The organism is Mesorhizobium sp. M2E.F.Ca.ET.219.01.1.1 (assembly GCF_004016445.2).
Taxonomy (GTDB): domain Bacteria; phylum Pseudomonadota; class Alphaproteobacteria; order Rhizobiales; family Rhizobiaceae; genus Mesorhizobium.
In genome coordinates, this window is record NZ_SADT02000221.1 from 1 (window position 1) to 302 (window position 302).

Genomic DNA, 302 nt, shown 5'->3' on the forward strand with positions numbered 1-302 from the left:
CGCAAAGGGTGGCGATGGGCAGAGCTTCCCAGAAACTTAGATGACCCAATGCAAGCGGCGAATCCGAGGTCAGCAGAGCGGTGGCGTAAGCGCCTATCGCAAAGAACGCGACGAAACCCAAATCGAGCAATCCGGCGAGCCCCAGTTCTATGTTCAGGCCCATGCCCATGAGCGCATAGAGGCCAACGAGAAGCATGACTTGGGCAACGAATGCATTTGTCAGGAAAGGGACGAGCAGGGCCGCGACCATCAGGATGACAACGTCGATCATTGGCGTGCGGCGTTGTCCGATCAAATAATGC

General features: G+C 56.6%; 1 pseudogene. It reads right to left on the bottom strand.

What is annotated here, in order from left to right:
• Positions 1–271: pseudogene (locus EN862_RS35595) on the bottom strand (branched-chain amino acid ABC transporter permease); the annotation flags it as partial.
• Positions 272–302: the final 31 nt, after the last annotated feature.